18 protein-coding genes and 1 riboswitch are annotated in these 16,967 nt (G+C 49.4%); of the genes, 5 read left to right on the forward strand and 13 right to left on the reverse strand.

The genetic code is table 11. The features are described 5' to 3' along the window. Position 1: 1 nt before the first annotated feature. The 7 genes from J7E21_RS08035 to J7E21_RS08065 form a co-directional block, all read right to left on the reverse strand. Positions 2-670, reverse strand: a complete 669-nt coding sequence (locus tag J7E21_RS08035) for a response regulator (RefSeq protein ID WP_215106432.1) — start codon at positions 668-670, stop codon at positions 2-4. Next, positions 670-2,262 (reverse strand): ATP-binding protein, encoded by a 1,593-nt coding sequence (locus J7E21_RS08040; RefSeq protein WP_215106434.1) that lies wholly within the window; start codon positions 2,260-2,262, stop codon positions 670-672. The genes J7E21_RS08035 and J7E21_RS08040 overlap by 1 nt, the downstream gene beginning before the upstream one ends. A 156-nt stretch (positions 2,263-2,418) precedes the next feature. Next, positions 2,419-2,865, reverse strand: a complete 447-nt coding sequence (locus tag J7E21_RS08045) for an OsmC family protein (protein WP_215106436.1) — start codon at positions 2,863-2,865, stop codon at positions 2,419-2,421. A 524-nt stretch (positions 2,866-3,389) separates the two neighbouring features. After that, positions 3,390-4,220 (reverse strand): MetQ/NlpA family ABC transporter substrate-binding protein, encoded by an 831-nt coding sequence (locus tag J7E21_RS08050; RefSeq protein ID WP_215106438.1) that lies wholly within the window; start codon positions 4,218-4,220, stop codon positions 3,390-3,392. Positions 4,221-4,232: 12 nt separating this feature from the next. Further along, a complete protein-coding gene (locus tag J7E21_RS08055; protein WP_215106440.1) occupies positions 4,233-4,904 on the reverse strand; it encodes a methionine ABC transporter permease in 672 nt (223 codons plus the stop codon). Next, entirely contained in the window at positions 4,894-5,907 is a 1,014-nt protein-coding gene (locus J7E21_RS08060; protein ID WP_215106442.1) for a methionine ABC transporter ATP-binding protein, read from the reverse strand. Before J7E21_RS08060 ends, J7E21_RS08055 begins: the two co-directional genes overlap by 11 nt. Positions 5,908-5,978: 71 nt before the next feature. Beyond that, a riboswitch (SAM riboswitch) is annotated at positions 5,979-6,084 on the reverse strand. 46 nt (positions 6,085-6,130) lie between these two features. Then, positions 6,131-6,925, reverse strand: a complete 795-nt coding sequence (locus J7E21_RS08065) for a carbon-nitrogen family hydrolase (RefSeq protein ID WP_215106444.1) — start codon at positions 6,923-6,925, stop codon at positions 6,131-6,133. Between the two features lie 85 nt (positions 6,926-7,010). Here J7E21_RS08065 and J7E21_RS08070 point away from each other — a divergent pair, with 85 nt between their 5' ends. Then, the gene (locus J7E21_RS08070) at positions 7,011-8,180 is read left to right on the forward strand and encodes a pyridoxal phosphate-dependent aminotransferase (protein ID WP_215106446.1); all 1,170 of its coding nucleotides are present in this window, start codon (positions 7,011-7,013) and stop codon (positions 8,178-8,180) included. Positions 8,181-8,218: 38 nt separating this feature from the next. Here the strand turns inward: J7E21_RS08070 and J7E21_RS08075 are convergent, their stop codons facing one another. Continuing rightward, positions 8,219-10,495 carry a purple acid phosphatase family protein gene (locus J7E21_RS08075; RefSeq protein WP_215106448.1) on the reverse strand — a complete coding sequence of 759 codons (2,277 nt, stop codon included), beginning with the start codon at positions 10,493-10,495 and terminating at the stop codon, positions 8,219-8,221. Between the two features lie 278 nt (positions 10,496-10,773). Beyond that, on the reverse strand, positions 10,774-11,295 hold the full coding sequence (lepB, locus tag J7E21_RS08080; protein WP_215106450.1) for a signal peptidase I: 522 nt from the start codon (positions 11,293-11,295) through the stop codon (positions 10,774-10,776). Between the two features lie 162 nt (positions 11,296-11,457). Here lepB and J7E21_RS08085 point away from each other — a divergent pair, with 162 nt between their 5' ends. Then, a complete protein-coding gene (locus tag J7E21_RS08085; protein ID WP_483313489.1) occupies positions 11,458-12,363 on the forward strand; it encodes an acetamidase/formamidase family protein in 906 nt (301 codons plus the stop codon). 92 nt (positions 12,364-12,455) lie between these two features. Next, entirely contained in the window at positions 12,456-13,475 is a 1,020-nt protein-coding gene (locus J7E21_RS08090; RefSeq protein WP_215106452.1) for an SEC-C metal-binding domain-containing protein, read from the forward strand. Positions 13,476-13,509: 34 nt separating this feature from the next. On the opposite strand, the gene J7E21_RS08095 is transcribed toward J7E21_RS08090, so the two are convergent. Beyond that, positions 13,510-13,719, reverse strand: coding sequence for a hypothetical protein (locus J7E21_RS08095; protein WP_215106455.1), 210 nt, complete (start codon positions 13,717-13,719; stop codon positions 13,510-13,512). 361 nt (positions 13,720-14,080) lie between these two features. Here J7E21_RS08095 and J7E21_RS08100 point away from each other — a divergent pair, with 361 nt between their 5' ends. Next, on the forward strand, positions 14,081-14,599 hold the full coding sequence (locus J7E21_RS08100) for a DUF421 domain-containing protein (protein ID WP_215106457.1): 519 nt from the start codon (positions 14,081-14,083) through the stop codon (positions 14,597-14,599). A gap of 8 nt (positions 14,600-14,607) precedes the next feature. Here the strand turns inward: J7E21_RS08100 and J7E21_RS08105 are convergent, their stop codons facing one another. Continuing rightward, positions 14,608-15,084, reverse strand: coding sequence for an acyl-CoA thioesterase (locus J7E21_RS08105; protein WP_215106459.1), 477 nt, complete (start codon positions 15,082-15,084; stop codon positions 14,608-14,610). A 136-nt stretch (positions 15,085-15,220) separates the two neighbouring features. Between J7E21_RS08105 and J7E21_RS08110 the strand changes: the two genes are divergently transcribed. Then, positions 15,221-16,069: an AAC(3) family N-acetyltransferase gene (locus J7E21_RS08110; protein ID WP_215106461.1), complete on the forward strand. Its 849-nt coding sequence runs from the start codon at positions 15,221-15,223 to the stop codon at positions 16,067-16,069. Between the two features lie 51 nt (positions 16,070-16,120). Here the strand turns inward: J7E21_RS08110 and J7E21_RS08115 are convergent, their stop codons facing one another. Then, positions 16,121-16,708: a Fic/DOC family protein gene (locus tag J7E21_RS08115; RefSeq protein WP_215106463.1), complete on the reverse strand. Its 588-nt coding sequence runs from the start codon at positions 16,706-16,708 to the stop codon at positions 16,121-16,123. Continuing rightward, a complete protein-coding gene (locus J7E21_RS08120) occupies positions 16,701-16,889 on the reverse strand; it encodes a hypothetical protein (RefSeq protein WP_215106465.1) in 189 nt (62 codons plus the stop codon). Before J7E21_RS08120 ends, J7E21_RS08115 begins: the two co-directional genes overlap by 8 nt. Between the last annotated feature and the right edge of the window lie 78 nt (positions 16,890-16,967).

Consider the following 16,967-nt stretch of genomic DNA (forward strand, 5'->3'; position numbering starts at 1 on the left):
GTCATTTAACGAAATACTGCCGCTCTGGCCTGCCGACGATGCCGTAGCCGAGTTCTGCGTAACAATCGCCCGTTGAGACCAAGTATTCCAAGTATCTGCGGGCCGTCGTCCGGGAGGCGCCCATTTCTTCGCCCATTTTTTCCGCGGTGATGCCTTCTTTATATTGAGTTAATAGCTTCTGCACCTTCTGCATCGTCAGCGGGTCGATTCCTTTTACGACGGCCACATCTTTTTTTGCCGCTGTGACGCCGAATAGCTCATCCAAATACGTTTGGTCGACCGTCTCTTGCTGCGAGAGTCGCCCTGCATCTTTCCGGTATTTCTCGATGGTCGCAGTAAACTGTGCAAGCTCGGCGGGTTTCAGGATAATACCCTTCACTCCTTTGCGCAACGCCGTTTCAATATACTCCCGCTCGTTGGCAGCCGATACCAAAATGATGTCGGTTTCCGGACTTTCTTTCCGCAGCTCATCAATCAGTTCGATTCCGAGCCCATCCGGCATATAATTATCCAACAGCACGAGATCTGGCTGGTGTTTTTTTACAGCTGACAGCGTCTCGCTGCAATCTTTCGCTTTCGCCAACAGCTCCACGCCTCCGATTTTCGCTAAAAACTTCTCATGCACTTGTGCTACTCGAAAATCATCTTCTGCAATAACCACCCGCAGCATCACGCCACCTCCATTGATTTTTTCGGCAAGAAGACGCTGAACACAGTGCCGCGCTCCAGTGCTGAATCCACTTCAATCCAGCCGTTCAAGTCTTCGACCGCTTGTTTGACGATCGCCAACCCATACCCTCTGTCGACTTTTTCAAGTTTTGTGGAAAATCCTTGCACAAAAAGCTGGTCCAAATGCTCGGCTTGGATTCCCCGTCCGCTATCCTGCACTTCAATGACCAAGTCGTTGCCGATATCGGTGATGAAAAAGGATATTTTTTTCGTGCCGCTCGCCTCGACTTCTTCAATCGCGTTGTCGATCAAATTCCCAACGATATGAATCACTTTCGATATATCGACATGAGGGGGCAACTGGGCGAGGGAACTGTTTTCGTCTACCGTTAATTCCACTTTTGCTTCGGACGCTTTTCCCATCTTGCCTAGCAGAATCGCCTGGACTTTTTTATCTTCGATATGATTCAGTGTATGCTTCGTCTGTTTTTCATGATGAACGGTTTCTTCTTGGATCAGCCGCACCGCTGCCTCGGTTTCCTCGAGTTGCAGCAAACCGGAAATGGCATACAGTTTATTGGCGTATTCATGGGTTTGTGCACGCAGGCTTTCCGAGTACTGCCTAATTTCCGAGAGCGTCTCGAGCACTTCCTGCACTTCTGTCTTTTCCCTGAACGTCGATACTGCACCGACCACATACCCGTCTGTCCTAATCGGCTTTTGGTTAACGATAAAGACCGTCCCACCAATCAGTATCTCTTTATTTCTCCACGAATGGCCGGTCGCCAGTGTTTCTTTCATCCGCAATTCCGGCAAAATATCGCCTATCGGCTTCTGCAAAAAGCTCTGATCCATCGTGAGCATCTTTTCTGCGGAACTGTTCAATTCGGTGATGCGCCCTTCATTGTCGATGGCGATGACCCCTTCAATAATCGATGACAGCAACGCTTCCCTATCCTGATACAAGCGGGAAATTTCCCGCGGCTCCAGCCCCATCGTATCTTTTCGGATGTTTTTGGCCAGCAGGATGCTGCCCAAAATTCCGATGACGAGCGTCAACAATGCAAGCCCTAAGACATCCAAAATATTGCCGACAATGATTTCTTCAATGTCTTCAACCATATAGCCGACAGAGACCACGCCGATGACCCTGCCGTCCCCATCATAAATCGGGGCCTTGCCGCGCAAGCTTCTCCCGAGCGAGCCGAATGCTTCCGATACATACACTTTTCCGTCGATCAGTGCCTGATCATTGTCCCCGCCGACCATCCTCTCACCGATCTTGCTTGTATCCGGATGCGAATAACGGACACTGTCGGTATTGCCGATGACGATGAATTCCGCCCCTACCTGCCTGCGCATATATTCAGCGAGCGGCTGAATTTGGAGCGATGGATTTTCGTCATCCATCGCCTCAACGATGGTCGGCATTGCTGAGATCCCGATTGCGGTTTCCTGTGCACGCTGGCCGATATTTTCCTTGATTTCGGCAATTTCCTGATAGCTCAAGATTCCGCCGAACACCACCGTCGTCAATAGCACGAGCGATGTGCTGAGTAAAATGATTTTTGTCTGTAGCGATAGTTTTTTCATCCCACTCGTCTCCTATGGTCCATTTTCATTAAATGTAGTCTACCATATCCCGAAACGGGCGGAAGAAAAAATTCTTTGAATCATCTAAAAATATCATTTCCGGCTGCTTTCACAAAAAAACCTCTTCTCCACACGGAAGAAAAGGCTTCTCAAGAATTATGCTTTTGTAATGGTAGCCTCGAGTTCAACTTCGACATTGCCTTGGATGGCGCGGGTGATCATACAGGAAGATTCGGCTTTTTCCGCGAGCTTCCGGACAAGCTTGAATTCTTTCTCGCCCGCATCCGCCAAGAGTACGACTTGCGGCCGGTGGATGATCTTTTTGTAAGTGATCACCCCGTCTACCACTTCGACGATTCCTTCCGAATCCATCGTCAGCGACTCTTTTGGTAGCTTGCTGCGTTGCATCATCGCCGCAAGCGTAATGATATAACATGTCGCTGCCGCTCCGAGCAGCATCTCGTCGGGATTGGTCCCGACTCCCGGTCCGTCCATTTCAGGCGGAATCGATATTTGCGTCTTTAAATTTCCCGACTCGATCACCCCGACATCGTTGCGGTCACCGGGCCAATCTGCTTTCAAGTGAAAACTATGTAACGCCATTTTATTTCCTCCTCTTGTCTATTTCCAATCTCCCACGTCTTCCATACCCGGCCGGCATGGCGGTAACCGCTCCCGCCCGCATCGCACAAAGGGCGCTCAGCCGGTTGCGCGGCGCATTCGATCAATTGCGCTTCGGTCTTCGGCATGCGGTTCCAGTAAAACCTTGCTATATAAGTTGAACTAATAAATTTCCACTGTAGATATTCCGCAAAACCACTCCGAGAAAAGCTTTGCTCAGCACGGTGGGAGCAGTACGGTTTTCTCCGTAGTTTTGCTCCATATCTGTTTGTTTGTTCGCAAATTTTTAGTGGTCAAGTAGTCGTGGTAATTCACTGATATTTCTTTAGTTCAACATATATAACTGCAGATGGTGCCTGGCAGCGGCTCATTGAAATTAACTTTCCCTATTATTTCAGCCGAAAACAGACAGGGCAAGGAAAAAGGCCGCACATAGCGAAAGAGAGCTATTTTTACTCAAAGAAATAGCCGAAGAAAAATGATTTTTCTCCGGCTTGATTATTTTATTATTCAGCCATCCACGCAGGTTTGCCGAAGCCTTCGAACTGTTCGTCGATGATCGCTTCAAACTCCTCAGATTCAACGATTTCGATCAAGTCGGCAGCCAGTTCACTATCTTCGTTCTCCGCTGAGACAGCGACTACGTTGCGGTATTCATCCGGCATGTCTTCAAGCGCCAGTGCGTCTAGCAAGTCCATATCAGCTGCCAGTGCAAAGTTGCCCGGAACAGCTGCAAGATCTGTTCCTTCGACAGCACGCGGCAATTGCCCCGCTTCAATCGGCTGGAACACCAAGTTCTTCGGATTTTCTGTCACGTCGCGCTCGGACGCCTTCAGCACTTCCGCTTCCGGATCAAGTTCAACGAGTCCTTGGTCCTGCAGCATCAACAGCGCGCGGGCTCCGTTTACCGGATCGTTCGGAATAGCGATCGTCGCACCGTCCGCAATCCCGTCGAACGAGTCGAACTCGTTTGAGTAAATGCCCATCGGCGCGGTCGGCACCGTGATCAACGCGCTCAAATCCATATTGTTTTCCGCTTCGAAGTTCTCCAAGTAAATCGTGTGCTGGAATAAGTTCGCATCGATTTCCCCGTTATTCAACGCATTATTCGGCTGAATATAATCGCTGAATTCGATTGTTTCGACGGTATAGCCTTTTTCTTCAAGTGCGGGGACGATCGCCGCGTTCAGCATGTCGCTGTAAGGTCCTGCTGTGGCGCCGAGCTTAATGTCTTTTGACTCGTTGCCGTTTTCTGCCGTATCTGTATTCGTTTCTTCTCCGCCGCAAGCGGCTAGTAGAAGCGTGCTCGCTGCTACAACCCACGCAAATTTCTTCATGTCAATCTCCCCTTATCGTTTATCTAGTTTTTTAGCTGTAAAGTCGCCCGCCTGCTGGATCAGCTGGACGAGCACAATCAAAATGACGACCGTGACGATCATGATCGTATTGTCGTACCGGTAATAGCCGAAGCGGATCGCCAAGTCGCCGATCCCACCGCCTCCGACAACGCCTGCCATGGCCGAGTAGGCGATCAAGCTGATGACTGTCAGCGTAATGCCTTGGATGAGGCTGGCCTTCGCTTCCGGCAGCAGCACATCCTTGATGATCATCCACGGCGTGGCACCGACGGCAACCGCCGCTTCGATGACGCCTTTATCGATATCCCGGAGTGCCGTTTCCACAATGCGTGCGAAGAACGGAATCGCCGCGACCGACAAGGAGACACTGGCTGCGACCGGCCCGATTGTGGTGCCGGTAATGGCTTGAGTCAATGGAATGAGCGCGACCAGCAAAATGATGAACGGAATCGACCGAACGATGTTGACGACAAAACCGATCACCGAATTGACTGACCGGTTTTCCAAGAACAAACCGCGGTCTGTGATGAATAACAGAATGCCGAGTGGCAAGCCGACAACTAAAGCGACACCGAGTGAAATGCCGATCATGACCAATGTCTGGTAAAACGCCACTTGAATCTCCGGCCAGAGATCGATTATTCTTTCCCATTCAATTCCCATGATCCATCACCTCCACAATCGCTTCCCGCTGTTCTAAGTACACGATGGCTTGCTGGACTTCCGCTTGTCCGCCTTTCAGCTCCATCACAAAAATCCCAAGCGGCCGTTCTTGAATGTATTCAATCGCTCCGTGTAAAAAATTACCTTTGACCGGGTAGGTTTGCAACATATCGGAAATGATGCCTTCCCCGGCGACTGCCCCTTTAAACAACACTTTGATGATCGTTCCGTCGCATTTCTTCAAAGTTTCTTCCGGTACGTTGAACGACACGACACTTGAGATAAACTCTTTTGTCAACGCCGTTTTCGGGTCGGCGAAAATATCGTAGACATTTCCTTCTTCGATGACGCGGCCGCCTTGCATGACCGCCATCCGGTCGCAGATTTCCTTGACGACGTTCATTTCGTGCGTAATCAGGACAATCGTGATGTTGAGCTTGCGGTTGATGTCTTTCAATAATCGCAGAATCGACAAGGTCGTGTTCGGGTCGAGCGCTGACGTTGCTTCATCGCATAACAGCACAGCTGGTTCATTGGCGAGTGCACGGGCGATGCCGACGCGCTGCTTTTGCCCGCCGCTTAGCTGTGCCGGGTAGACGCCCCGCTTATCCGTCAAGCCGACCATGTCCAACAATTCGTCGACACGCGGCCCGATCTTTTTGCTCGGTGTGCCGGCTGCACGCAGTGCGAACGCGATGTTTTCAGCGACCGTCTTTTGGCTGATCAAATAGAAATGCTGAAAGATCATGCCTATTTTCAGGCGTGCTTTCCGCAGCCCTTCGCCGCGCAGTTTCGTCAAATCCTGTCCCCCTACCGAGACAGTCCCGGCGGTTGGGCGTTCGAGCAAATTGATACAGCGGATGAGGGAACTTTTTCCGGCTCCGGAATAACCGACGATGCCGAAAATTTCCCCGGTCTTCACTTCCAGGCTGACATCGTCTACACCTGTGACAGTGCCGTGCTTTGTTTGATAGGTTTTGCTCAGTTGTTCGATCTGAATCATGCTGTCCACTCCCCCAGGCAAATAAAAAATGTCTCTTTTATCAAAAAGAGACATCGAAAATTTAGAATTCCGACTTATCTTTCAGAATGATTGCCATTCTGCAGGACTTGGCACCTTCCCGCGTTGGGGGTTGCCGGACGTCATAGGGCCTTTACCCTCGGTCTCTCTTGATAAGCATACGTATTTGGTTGATTCCCATCTTACGCGCCAGTATGGACACTTGTCAATGCAATTTTTCAAACTTTTTGTACAATTGAACGCGCCGATCGTCGAATACCGGAATACGCGTGCGCACTTCGTCCACTTCTGAAAGATCGATGTCTGTATAAGCGATGCCTTCAGTATTGCCCATGTCCATACGTACTTCTCCCCACGGCGCGATGACCATCGAATGGCCACCGAACTCATTTTTCGGATCATGGCCGATGCGATTGGCGGCAATGATAAAGCATTGGTTCTCGATAGCGCGTGCCTGAAGCAGTATGCGCCAATGGTCGATGCGCGCAAGCGGCCATTCCGCTGGGACAAAAATCGCCTTCGCCCCGTTCAGTGCCTGTGCGCGCAGCCATTCCGGGAAGCGGATATCGTAGCAGATAACTCCGCCGAACGTTTCGCCGTCGAGCTCAAATGTGCCGAGCGACTGCCCTTCCTCGAGGTGAATATGCTCGTCCATCAAACCGAAGCGGTGGGCTTTATCGTACTCGGAAACGAGCACGCCCGTTTTGTCGACGACATACATCGTATTATAGAAACCGTCCTTTTTTTTCGTCGATACCGAGCCTCCGACAACATGAACGCCGTGTTGTTTGGCGAACCGCTTCAGGAAGTCGACTGTCTTGCCATTCCCGTCCGCCAATTTCTCAAGCTCCGTCAGCGCATAGCCGGTGTTCCACATTTCGGGCAAGACAATGACATCCGCCCCGTTTTCGGCCGCTTCTTCCAAGTATTCTGTTACGCGCTGAAAATTCGTTTCCGGTTCCCCGAACGCGATATCCATCTGTACACAAGCGATTTTCATATTCTCTCCCCCTGTAGACAGTTTACGTTAAACTCTATAAGATTTGGGATAGATGTGCAATTTTTTAGAAAATGAGGAGGATTCCATGGACTTTTCAAATCGCTTACAAAATCTTCCGGATCAATTTTTCGCCGCACTCGTCGCAAAAGCTGCAAAAGCAGTCGGCGAAGGCCGCGATGTCATTAATCTCGGGCAAGGCAATCCGGATCAGCCGACCCCCGCGCATATCGTCAAAGCGTTGCAAGACGCGGTAGAAGACCCGAAAACCCACCGCTACTCACCGTTTCGCGGGCTCGGTACATTGAGGAAAGCCGCCGCAGATTTCTACAAGCGGGAATACGGCGTCGACATCGACCCGAACCTCGAAGTCGCTATTCTTTCCGGCACAAAAATCGGCTTTGTCGAATTGCCGCTTGCATTGCTCAATCCGGGCGATTCGCTCTTGCTGCCGGATCCGGGCTATCCCGATTACCTGTCCGGGGCACCGCTCGCCGACATCGAATTTGAAACGATGACGCTGAAACAGGAAAACGGCTATCTCCCGGACTATAACGATGTGTCAGAGTCTGTAAGAGAGCGCGCCAAGCTGATGTATTTAAACTACCCGAACAACCCGACAGGCGCCACAGCCAACAAAACGTTCTTTGACGAAACCGTACAGTTCGCCAAAGAACAAGGCATCGCGGTCGTGCATGATTTCGCATATGGCGGCATCGGCTTTGGCGGAAAAAAACCGGTCAGCTTCCTGCAGTCTGAAGGCGCAAAAGAGGTCGGCATCGAAATGTACACCTTATCGAAGACCTATAATATGGCCGGCTGGCGCATCGGTTTTGCGGTCGGTAACTCCAAAATGATTGAAGCATTGAACTTGATCCAGGACCATTTGTTCGCCGGCATCTTCCCGGCTGTCCAGCTTGCTGCGGCGGAAGCTTTGAACGGCAGCCAGCAATGCGTCGATGAACTCGTCGAGTTGTACGAAAAAAGAAGAAAGACTTTAGTAGGCGAATGCCGCCGGATCGGCTGGGAAGTCGAAGCGCCGGAGGGATCATTCTTCGCCTGGCTGCCGGTGCCGGAAGGCTTCACGAGTGTGGAGTTTTCGGATTATCTTCTCGACAAAGCAGACATTGCCGTAGCGGCTGGCAGCGGCTTTGGCCCCGGCGGTGAAGGATTTGTCCGTGTCGGCTTATTGGTTACAGAACAGCGGATCGTGGAAGCAATCCAGCGAATCGAGAAGTTGGGGCTTTTCGATGAATAGTAGGAAAAATAAAAAAAGAAGGCATTGCGCCTTTTTTTTTATTTTGTATTCGCCACAAACTCCATATCCCAATACAAATCGGAACTGAAGCGGTCGTCCTGGTGCACTTGCGCCGCCAATACATTGCGCCCATCTTGCACATGTGACAAAGCGGTTTCGTCCAGGTAGATGCGTTCGATCCGGCTTTCATCGCCGTAATATTCCTCCATCACCGCTCTCTGATAATCTCCAAATCCGAACTCGCCCGTCTCCGGCATATTAAAGCGCATGATTTCTTCGCCGTTCAAGTAGAGGATGACGGCATCGTCCACCCCGAACTCCACATAGCCAAGATCGCCGATTTCTTTTGCGTCTTCCACATCGAATTCCGTTCTGAAATACGTCAAAGCGATTTTATCAGTCTCATCAGAGCCATAGCCAACGAGTGTTTCAATAGCACCAAATTCCGGGCGTTCTTCATCTTCAGGGAAGCCAAGCGGGCCCGCTCCTTGTTCCCAATCGCCGGCATCGAATTCAGTTGAGCGCCATTCGGTTTTTTGGTCACTGCCATCATCCAAATAGCGCCACTCACTGCCGCCTTCTAAAAGGCTGACCTCATCATGTTTCACCAATTCGAGCTCGATCACATTGCTGTCCCAAATTTCCTCTCCGTCCGCCACTTCCGCGTAGACTTCCACTATCCCAATCTGTGCATCTTTTGCCGCTTGGACTGAGCCATCTTTTATTTGGACATCGTCCCGGCTGGTACGGAAAGTGATCGACTCAGGGGAGATATCGTATTGTCCGCCTTCAACATTCTGCCCTTTAACTTTCAATTCCACTTCAGGATAAAATGAATTTTCTTCCGTTGCCAGCACCGTATTGCTCGTGATGAGTTCTACTTCTTCAAGTGCCGGCACTATCGTTTCGATGGACGGATCCTTGATGATTTCGTACTCATCGACCAGTTCTTCAGTATCCGTTCGGTAAGTCTCTAAGCTTAAGCGCTCCGGCTCAACGCTGATGCTCATATAAGTCGGCACACCCCACTGTGCGCGGACCGCCGAATAAGGCTCACGCTCCGTATGCATGCCGTAAAATTTACTGCCGCTCGCGGTACTGCCGGTAATGTACAAGGTGCCTTCCGGATTGACCGGTGTATCGCCTTGCATCATATGATTTTTCAACGCCTGGAAATTCCGCATCTGATAGGTCCGCACATAGGAATGGTCATGTCCCATCAGAACAGCGTCGAACCCGATTGCGTCAATTGTCGGCACTAAGTGCTCACGCAGTTCCAAAACGAATTGGCTTTGGGAATGTGCGGCTGCGCTGTAGATCGAATGGTGGAAAACGAGGATTTTCCATTTCCACTCCCGGTCCGCAGTCGCTTCAGCCGTTTCTTCCATAAACTGAATGTGCTCTTCCGGTTTCATACTATTGGAGTTCAAATTCATGAATAAGGTGTCTCCGTAGGAAAAGTAATAATTCCCTCCTGAATTGTCGTAGTTTCCAAGTTCCCAATTTTCATTCGGAACATTGAAATGATAGGAGTAATGATGAGTGTTGTCGTGATTTCCGATTGTCGTCGCTGTCGGGTAATTGCGCAGCGGTTCGGGGGCAAAATAGGCTGCATATTCGTTTTCGGAATAGCGGGCATCGACCTGGTCGCCAGCTGACAGGATGAAACTGCTGTTTGGTGTACGGGAAACCGCTTGACGTAAAGTTTTCCCCCACCCTCTTTGGTCCTCTTCAATATCGCCTGATGCGCCGATTTGCGGATCGGCAATCATCAGAAATTCATAAGACTCCGGATTTTGCGTCTGGAAATGGAAGCCATCCGTCCAATTGCCGCGGCCATCTCCTAAGCGGTACATATAGTCCGATTCATTCTCAAGCTGCGTAATGGTCGCTTCATGGGCGGAGTAGCCGTAGGTGGCATTTTTCAGCTTTGCATCAACAGTCACCGCACCGGTTTCAAGAAACTTCTCTGTACCGGAAGAAACTTTCGTCACCTGGACTTGACCTGGACGTGATGTACTCGGTGCATACCAGGAGAAATTCATTTGCGATTCATCACTCCCTGGCGCAAAGGCGATATGGGAAGCCGGGTAGAAATCGTCTTGTTCTCCAAATTTCAAAAATTCTCTATCCATAAATAATAGGGAATTTGTCAGATGCGATTGATAGGCTTGGCGCTGCCCCTCCATCAGGCTCGATGCTGTGATATCTATCCCGCCTTGCGCCGCCTTTGCTTGTCCCCCGTCGGCCAGAAAAGTCATTCCACCAACGATCATCACTATGAAAAAACATTTCGCCAATGTTCCCCAAGCCATTTTGATCCCCCCATTCTTTTCTAAGCATTCCACCCTTTTTTTAATAATCAGTATTTAAATACTAACATAATTCAATTGAACTAAAAATAAATAAAAAGTGAATATTTCGAACTAATTAAAGTGAACAGAGATTTCAGGGTTTTCGGCACGGAAGATTTCGGACTAGCTCTTTCAAATAATCCTACATACTATCAGGCTTGTATTAGCTAAAAATACGCTTTCCCCAACAACCAAATACGGCTGGGAGAAAGCGTATTTGCAATGATGAGCAGATTGATTCAATCGACAAACCCGAAATGCGCGAACGGTGCAAAACGGAATTTCACTTCGCCGATAATGTTCGATTCTTGAATAAAGCCGAGCACACGTGAGTCGGTGCTATTGTTGCGGTTATCTCCGAGTACGTAATAGCTGGCGGTAGGAACAGTGAATTCACTCACGTAGCCATGATATTCCTCAATAAATGTGCTGCTCGCTTTATTCAAATAAGGTTCGTCCAATTGCCGGCCGTTCAAATAAAGACGGTCTCCCGCCATTCGGATGCTGTCACCCGGAATGCCGATGACCCGTTTGATAAACCGGCTGCCATCAGGGGCAAAAAAGACGATGGTATCGAAGTTTTCGATCTCGGTGATTTTTCCGAGCAGCAGTTTATCGTTTTCGCTGTATGTCGGCTGCATGGAACCCCCGTCGACGACCACGGGCTCGAACAGGAACTGGCGGGTCCCAAGTATGATCAGCGCTGTCAATAACAGTACTTTCATCCACGCCAACATTTCTTTGACCGGTTCTTCGTTCACTGTTTCCCCTCCCGCCTCATGGTTTCTTTGCCCTTTATTTTACTACAGCCTCCAATCGCTTGCACTCGGAGTTTCCTTGCTCGATAATAGGTCTATGTGAATTGAAAGAATTATCAGACATTTACCTAGTGAAATTCTATCAGACGAAAAGGAGTGGTACCGTTGAAAATTCTACCGGCACAAGAGGTCATTTATGCTTTTTCCAAAAACCACAAGCCAAGCATGCGTGTCGCTGATGGGGAAACCGTAAAAATCAATACATTCGACTGCTTTAAAAACCAGATCCAATCAGCTGATCAGGAAGTTTCTGCCATCAACTGGGATCAAGTAAACCCGGCGACCGGGCCGATCTTCATCGAAGGCGCAGCGCCCGGGGACGTCTTGAAAGTGACGATCGAAGAACTGGAGATCGGCGAGCAAGGCGTCATGGTGACAGGGCCCGAACTCGGTGTTATGGGGCACCGGATGGAAGCGATGGAATCCAAAATCATTCCCATCAAAAACGGCAAAGCGCTCTTTAATGATCGCCTCCATCTTCCCCTCAATCCGATGATCGGCGTAATCGGCGTCGCACCTGAAGGGGAACCGGTCTCCTGCGGCACACCGGGCGCGCACGGCGGCAACATGGACACCAAACTGATCACCAAGGGCGCGACACTCTACTTCCCTGTTGCGGTTGACGGTGCACTGTTTGCGCTTGGTGATTTTCATGCGGCCATGGGCGACGGGGAAATCAGCGTCTCCGGCATTGAAGTGCCCGGCAGCGCGACCGTCCATTTCGATGTCATCAAAGGCAGCCGCTTGAAGCACCCTTTGCTGCAAAATGGAGACGGCTTAGCGTTTCTAGTGTCGGCGATGACTTTGGATGAGGCCGTGTCGGTTGCAGTCGAGGAAATGATCGACTTGTTGCAGCCGCAAAGTGAGTTGACGATCAGTGAAATGACGATGCTCATGAGTGCCGCCGGCGAAACACAAATCAGCCAAGTGGTCGATCCGCTCGTCACTGCCCGCTTCTTTGTGCCGAATCATGTACTCGGTGGACTCGGCTTCCAAATGTTTAAAAACTGAGTGAGCACCGTCCGAAATGGCGTCAGAATCGTCAGACTTTTGAGCCTCGAAAGATTTTATGTTACACTCAAGAAAAAATGTAGGTGATTAGAATGGTAGGAAGAAATGATCCTTGCCCATGCGGCAGCGGAAAGAAATACAAAAAATGCCACGGGAAACAGCAAACGGTTTCCATCAATGATCTGGTGAACGAAGAGCTGTTCCAAGTCAGACAGCAATTCTTCTCGGAAAACCCAAACCGTGACCAACTAACGGACTTCCGTGCACTTCAGCAGGAATGGCAGCCCCGTTTGATGAAATCGATGGCGGAAAACGATGCACAAGCATTTGTCATCGAAAATTTCCTGTTCATGCAAAAACCGGAACTATGGAAAAACTTCCTGGACAAGCACATTGAGCAAACTCCGCGCCCAACGACGAAAGAAGTCTTGGCGCAATGGCCGAACTTCCGTGTATTCCTCGGCCAATTGGTGTCTGGAAATACAGAAAAAGCGGAACTAAAAGATGCCTTCACAGGCGAAACATACATCATGGCGGATCAACCGCCGACGGATATGGAAGAAAACCAAGGACTTCTTGCAATTCTTCTGCCGGATCCACGCGCCGGCGAAAAAGGCATTTTGTTCTTGAACGGCTATTTGACGATTGTCGGCAAATTCGCGCCGTTCTTTGAACAGCTGCAAACGCGCATCGAAGAAAAAGGCACGTCGGTGAACGAAGACTATCTGCGCGAGCACTACCTCGAAGTGGTTGAACATATCGTCCAGTACTCCACAGGCATTGTGGAAGAAAGCATTGAGCTTTCTCCAGAACACCAGTCTGTCATGGATGAATTGAACAAGCACATCGATGCTGCTGATTTTGATGAAGAAACCGTGACGAATGTGACGAGCATCCTGAACAGTTATTTGATCAGCCAACAGCCGACTGTCCAAAAACCGGAAGCACTTGTCGCCGGCTATTGGCGTTTCCTTCAAGACCATGAACTTATTCAAGGACCGATGCTTTCCGCAAAAGACTTGAGTGAAAAGTTCGGCGTTTCTTCAAGCACGATTTTGAAACGTTCAAAAGAGTTTGGTTCTTATTTCGAAGAACTGCTCGCTAAAAAGTAAACAGCTAAAAGCACCGGACTCGTCCGGTGCTTTTTTATGTTGCGTTTTTCCGCCTGAACGTAATGAGAATATATAACAGGATCCCGGAAACTGCGAAGAATAGATAAACACGCCAAAACGGGTCCTTCAGCCAATCGGTGGCAGCAAAACCCAGCCAGCTATTCAGCAAAGTGATCAGAAATAGCGCGCTGCTCATGAAAAATACAGCCAAGCCGACAAAACGGAAAAAACGGAGGACTGTCATCCTATCTCACCTCTCTTTAAAATATAGTTAATGTCACTATTCCCGAAACCAGAAAAATTGAACAGGACAAATCAGTTCAAATCAGTTCAAATCACCATTTCAGCTTTTTAGGCTATCCACATACCAAGCTCACGAATTTCGTCTACGCCGCAACTATCCACAGAATTTTGTTTACTGAACCGCTTTCAAGGGAACCAGCAAGTTAACGCCCGCAAAATCGCAAGTTATACACAATTGCTAATAAAATTCCGTGGGTTATGTGGGTAAATATCGCAATTTACTGTCGATTTTTAATAAACACGGACTTATCCACATGTTGATAAGTCCGGCTTATGCAAATCAAAACAAGGGGGAGTAACTAATGTTTGAAATTACTTGGGATAGTTTTATCCGCATTGTCACTGTAGGAGTGTTAGCTTATGTCGGCTTGATGATATTTTTGCGAACTTCAGGCAAGCGGACATTAACGAAACTCAACGCATTTGATCTGATCGTGACAGTAGCTCTTGGTTCGACGCTCGCGACTGTATTATTGGATAACAGCATTAGTCTTTGGGAAGGCTTAACTGCCTTTGCTGTACTTATTATCTTGCAATACTTGATTACATTTACCGCTGTCCGCTCAAAAGGGTTTAACCAATTGATCAAATCCGAACCGCAGCTGTTATTTCTCGAGGGTGAATTTTTGACACAAGCCATGCGCAAAGAGCGCATTAAAGACATTGAAATCATGCAGGTGATCCGCAACTCAGGGGAAGGCGACTTGAAGAATATCCAAGCCGTCATCTTGGAAACGGATGGCAGTATGTCGGTCATTTCCAACAAAGCGGGCAGTGCACTCGCCAATGTCAAAGGGGAAGAAAAAAAGGATCCGCTATAGGATCCTTTTTATCTTGGCGTTTTGACCCGGTTTTTCCGGTATTCACGGCGCGCTGGAGCCGATTCGAAAAACAGCTTTTCGCCGTCTGTTTCCGGGTAGACCGGCGGAACGGCAGTCGGCTTGCCGTTATCCCCGATTGCGACGAGCGTCAAAAACGATTCAGTCGTCAAGCGCTCTTCCGCGGTCTCCAAGTTGATCGATTTGACCCGTACATATACTTCCATCGATGTCCTGCCGGTCGAAGTAACGTTCGCTTCGAGTTCCAGCACATCGCCCACTTTCGCCGACGACAAGAAATCAACCGAGTCGATCGATGCAGTCACGACAACATGGCGCCGCGCATGCTTCATCGCTGAAATGCCGGCCACTTCATCGATATAGGCTAGCACTTTCCCTCCAAAAATCGACTCCATGTGATTGGTATCCGGCGGCAGCACCAATTTGGTCTGGATTGTCCGCGATTCACTCATAGCTCTAGCTTCCATCATGCAGTCCTCCTTTACACAGCCATTCCCGATAAAGAGAAACTTCAATCAGTGGGGTATTCATCTCACTTATAAAAAAACGAAAATCCCTAACAGCTTCTCTATGGTAAAGTGGAAAAAAGGGGGAATTATAATCATGTCGGATCTTTTCCAAATACTCAACACACCGGAATTCCAATCGAAAGAGTTGCTGAAGCGGCAATTGCAGGATCTTGGCATTGCAGCCGGAGATCATTTGATGGTCCATTCCTCGCTGAAATCGATCGGTTGGGTTGCCGGAGGGGCGCAAGCAGTCGTCGAAGCGCTCATGGAGGTCCTCACACCGCAAGGGACGCTCGTAATGCCTTCGCAATCTGCCGATAATTCGGATCCCGTCTACTGGATGGCTCCGCCCATTCCTGAGAACTGGCATCAGCCGACGCGCGATCATATGCCCGCTTATGACCCTGATTTAACGAATATGCGCGGCATGGGGAAAATTCCGGAATGCCTCCACCGTCATCCGGCTACTCAGCGCAGCCCGCACCCTACCCATTCCTTTATCGCTTGGGGACGCGATGCGGCAGAATGGATGCGTGATCAGCCGCTGGATGATTCATTCGGCCCTGCTTCCCCACTCGGTAAAATGATGGCACAAGACGTGAAAATTGTGCTGATTGGTACCGATTTCGACTCTTGCACCGCACTTCATTATGCCGAGTTTGCCCAACCAAACCGCACTACATCACCGCAAGGAGCTGCGATGTTCGTCGACGGCGAACGACAATGGGTCAAGTACGATTGCGTCGATATGGATTCGGATCGTTTCCCTGAAATAGCGAAAGACTTTCCGGGAGCTATCACAAAAGGTGCGCTTGGCCAAGCTGCTGTTCAGCTTGTTGCTATGCAGCCGCTCGTCGAATTCGCCATCGATTGGCTAGAGGCCAATCCTTCACCGATAGAGCAGGCAGACCATAAAAACAGTGAAGCGCCACATAAAAAATAGGCTGAAGACCGGAATTCTCCGGAACTTCAGCCTATTTCCCATCCTGCCTGCTCAATGGATGATTTCTGTTAATAAAGCTTCCAATCGCTCATTGTCTTTATTGAAAGAGTCCACAAACGCGTTAATGATATGGGCAGGCTCTTCGATCTTTTCCCAATCCAACCGATAGCCGGCATTTTCCGAAAGCTGGCGGGCAAATTCCCTGACCCCCCTGCCGTTGCCTTCACGGAAAGGGTGAAGCGCATTCAGTTCAGCCAAATAATGTGCAAGCCGCCGGACAAATTCGTCTTTCTTTAAACCTTTTAAATAGCGCTCCTCCGCCAATTCGTCGAAGAGCTGCTTTAATTGCCCTGCCAAATGTTTTGGATGGGCGAATGTCGAGCTCCCTTTCGAGGTCATCTCCTCCCGCAGCTTGCCCGCAAACGGATAGACATCCTGCAAAAGGCAACGGTGGATGTCGAGGAACACAGCCATATCGGTCGGGTCTTTCGGCTCTTTCAATTGCAGTTCAGACAACCGGTAGAGCGCGTAGACCGTTTCAATCTCTTTTAATTTGTCTTCATCGCGAATATCGAATGCATTCACTAGCACATCGGTTCCAGGGTAACTATACATGGAACTGTGCTGGTATTTAGACATCGAAACGTGCTTTGATGGCCTGATGGAATTGAGCTTCGGTCCGTTCCCCGGTCAATACGGAGCGGACAAAATTCCGGTCTTCATGGGTCACATCAAACCCTTCAGTTATAAGAGAGTGTGCGGCACAGGAAATCGCGTGATTGGCTTGTTCATGGGATACCCGGTTAGCTAAATTCGTCACATGGTTGACCACCTTTCATTCTTTCATTGTACCATTTTCGGACGTTTTTTTCCATTATTCGCCCCTTTAAAAGCTTCT

It is taken from the genome of Planococcus sp. ISL-109, from assembly GCF_018613655.1.
Lineage (GTDB): Bacteria > Bacillota > Bacilli > Bacillales_A > Planococcaceae > Planococcus.